At 42.4% G+C, this 3,103-nt stretch carries 3 protein-coding genes; all 3 read left to right on the top strand.

Annotation, left to right across the window (positions count from 1 at the left end):
• Positions 1–65: 65 nt before the first annotated feature.
• On the top strand, positions 66–1,388 hold the full coding sequence (miaB, locus tag AC6I5A_RS01305; RefSeq protein WP_497900399.1) for a tRNA (N6-isopentenyl adenosine(37)-C2)-methylthiotransferase MiaB: 1,323 nt from the start codon (positions 66–68) through the stop codon (positions 1,386–1,388).
• Positions 1,389–1,484: 96 nt separating this feature from the next.
• Positions 1,485–1,862 (top strand): YlbF/YmcA family competence regulator, encoded by a 378-nt coding sequence (locus AC6I5A_RS01300; protein ID WP_034610827.1) that lies wholly within the window; start codon positions 1,485–1,487, stop codon positions 1,860–1,862.
• Positions 1,863–2,020: 158 nt separating this feature from the next.
• The coding region (locus AC6I5A_RS01295; RefSeq protein WP_034610825.1) for a DUF2974 domain-containing protein at positions 2,021–3,103 on the top strand (1,083 nt) is incomplete at its 3' end.

Below are 3,103 nucleotides of genomic sequence, written 5' to 3'. Positions count from 1 at the left end.
TTCGAAATCTGTAAGCAGTGATTGAATTCCGATAAATCGATAGGTGTGATATAGGAGTGACTTTCTTGAAGAATAATAAAAAGGTTGTTACCTTAGTCTATGGTTGCCAAATGTCAGAACGTGATGCCGAAACCTTGACGGAGATTACAAAACGCTGTGGTTATACGCATACATTGGACCTTAATGCCGCAGACTTAGTAATTGTTAATACTTGTTGCGTAAGAGAAAGTGCAGAGAATAGAATCCTTGGAAAAATCGGAGAACTGAAAAAACTTAAGGATCGAAATATAAACGTCAAGATTGCTGTCACCGGCTGTATGGTTCAACAACCAGGCGCCTTGGAACGATTGCAGAAACGAGCACCTCATGTGGATCTTTGGGCCGGAACCCATAATTTACACGATTTTTCCGCCCTAATACATAAGGTAGAACAAGGAGAAAAAGTGGCAGAAGTTTGGCAAGAACCGAAAGCAATCCTCGAAATTACACCGTTTGCAGAGCAAGGCAAGCTACAGGCAAATGTAAATATCATGTATGGTTGCGATAACTTCTGTTCATATTGCATTGTTCCACATGTGCGCGGCAGGGAAAGGAGCCGTAAACCTGAGGAAATACTGCAAGAAATCGAATCCCTGGTGAGCAGGGGCTGCCGAGAGGTCACCTTATTAGGCCAAAATGTGAACTCCTACGGAAAAGAGTTTTCAACCGCCTATGACTTTGCGGATCTACTCCATCAAGTGGATCAAATCGCACTTCTTTCCCGGATCCGCTTCATCACTTCTCATCCCAAGGATTTATCCAATAAGCTGATTGAGACTGTTGCCGAGGGGAAGAAGCTTTGTGAGCACTTCCATCTTCCCATTCAATCAGGCAGTAATTTTATTTTAGAGCGCATGAATCGGAAATATACAAGGGAATACTATTTAAACCGTATTCAAAAAATTCGTGAACTTATCCCGAATGCCAGCATAACAACGGATATTATCGTTGGTTTTCCTGGTGAATCAGAAGAAGACTTCGAACAGACCCTCGCGATAATGAATCAAGTTCATTTTAGTCAAGCTTTTACCTTTATGTTTTCTAAACGTTCAGGAACGCCGGCCGCGAAGATGGAAAATCAAATTCCTTTAGAAGTCAAAAAGAGACGTTTACAGGAATTGATGAGTGTCCAAAATCAGGAAAGCCTTGAATGGCGGCAACATATGATTGGAAAAATGATAGAAGTTCTTGTGGAAGGTCCCAGTAAAACAAATTCCAAGCGATTAACCGGACGAACTCGCGGCAACGAACTCATCGTTTTTAATGGTAATCCGGAAATTATTGGAACGTTAGTTAATGTTAGGATTAATGAAGCAGGAGCCTGGACCCTAATTGGCGTGGTCGAATAGGAAGAGAAAAATTGCTGGCCAATGAATTTAATGCAGGGATTCAGAATTCTATGTAGAATGTAATAATAGAATGTAAAATTCGGAGGTATGTTGATAATGTCTAACTATGAAGTTAAAGAAAAGGCAGAACTCTTGGCTGAGGCCATTACCCAAAGTCCGGAACGTACCGAATTACTTAGAGCGCAAGAGGCAATGACTGCTGACGAGTCAGCCCAGCAATTGATTGCGGAATTTCAGGTAGCTTACGATTGTTATATGGAAAATGAAAAAAGTGGTGGGCTAGCCGATAAAACTGAGGTCAATCGAATTCAAAGCAGAATGGATGGTAACCCTTCCATTGCCGCCTATATGACGGCACAAGACAAATTTAGGGAAATGTTGGATATCGCTAATACCATTCTTACCAATGCGATTACCGGTTCTTCAGGCGATTGCTCCTGCCAAGATGACATTTGTGATTCTAACCGATGCTAGACTAGTGGATGTAGTAACAGTGGGTACTGTTGCTCGTGAAGCTAACACTTGACGAAGTATAATAGGTTATTAAAAGGGAAGAGCTAAATCGTAGCTCTTCCCTTTTAGGATTAAATGTCAGGCTAAATAAAACCTATTTGCTTAATGGGGGAAATAGCGTGAAAAATATTATTCATTACGCAAAGAACGAAAAGAGAACCTTCACAAGCAAAGCGTTTTGTGCGGTGGACAGTCTGGTCCTGTCGCAGTGTGCCTATCTCTATTTTGACGGATTTTTCGCTGATATAATGGAACGGTCAGCCCCCGTCACAATAGCGGCGATAGCAGCGAATGAAAATATTGAAAGCCTCTATCAGTATACAATGGACAGCAAAAATAATCAGAAGCTTCTGCCGGCACTTGCTAATAGCCCAAGGTTCCGTAATATTGAGATTTACTATTATGTGAACAAACTGGATTATGCAAATGAAAAGCAGTTTTCGGCCTGTACTTTTATTCTTAATGACGGTACCGCCTATGTTGCTTACAGGGGTACTGATTCCTATTTTGTTGGCTGGAAAGAAGATTTCAATATGGCCTACACCTGCCCTGTTCCTTCACAGGAAGAGAGTGTTTATTATCTTAATACGGTGGGGACGCTTTTATCATCAAGGCTGAGGATAGGCGGGCATTCCAAGGGGGGCAATCTTGCTGTTTACGCCGCGATGAAATGCAATACCGACATACAAAGCCGGATCATCGATATTTTCTGCCACGACGGACCTGGTTTTCGGGAGGAAGTATTTGCAAGCTCAGATTATAAAAAAATTAAAGACCGAATACACCTATACGTGCCGCAGTCTGCACTGATTGGGCTGCTCTCGGAGCATCGTGAAAAGTACGTTGTCATCAAAAGCAGCCGGATAGGTATAATGCAGCATGACCCTTACTCGTGGCTGATTGAGGGAAGCGATTTTGTATATCTGCCGGATGTAAAGCATATAGCGGTTTTAGCTAACAAAACCCTGACAAAATGGTTGAGTTCCTTGGATGATAAAAAGCGCGAAGTATTCGTTGACACCTTATATAGTGTTATTAAAGCAACCGGAGCAAAAACCTTTTATGATTTAACGGAGGATCGGCGGGATAAAGCGCTCGCCGCGCTGGATGCCATCCGCGGAATTGATGAAGAAACCAGGCGCTTTGTTAGACAAGTGGTGAGGTCGCTCATCTTGATGGCAGTTAATACCCTTCGGGCCGAA

This window comes from Desulfosporosinus sp. Tol-M2, from assembly GCF_059735615.1.
This window is presented reverse-complemented; position numbering and strand designations above follow the sequence as displayed.

Excerpts from the sequence above, each read along its gene's own strand:
- AC6I5A_RS01300 (WP_034610827.1), top strand. The coding sequence starts at position 1,485 with ATGTCTAACTATGAAGTTAAAGAAAAGGCAGAACTCTTGGCTGAGGCC.